The following is a 321-nucleotide window of genomic DNA, read 5'->3' as shown; positions in this document are numbered from 1 at the left end:
GGAGCGCTATGTCTTCCTGCCCAATACTGCAGGCTGCTTTACCGGTGAAGACGCAGTCCGGACGCTGCGCCTCGCGCGGGAGGCGGGAGGCTGGAATCTTGTGAAGCTGGAAGTGCTGTCAGACCCGAAACATCTCTATCCCGACATGGCCGAGACCCTGCGCGCAGCCGAAATGCTGCTCAAGGAGGGCTTCGAGGTGATGGTCTATTGCTCCGCTGACCCGGTCTACGCCAAGCGCCTGGAAGAGGCTGGATGTTGCGCCATCATGCCGTTGGGCGCGCCCATCGGCTCGGGGCTCGGCATCCAGAACCCGGTCAATAT

The 321-nt window shown here is 62.3% G+C and carries 1 pseudogene; it reads left to right on the top strand.

Annotated features, from left to right (window positions below):
- Window positions 1-321, top strand: a pseudogene (locus E5162_RS14315) (thiazole synthase); the annotation flags it as partial.

The organism is Marinicauda pacifica, assembly GCF_004793635.1.
GTDB lineage: Bacteria > Pseudomonadota > Alphaproteobacteria > Caulobacterales > Maricaulaceae > Marinicauda > Marinicauda pacifica.
This window is presented reverse-complemented; position numbering and strand designations above follow the sequence as displayed.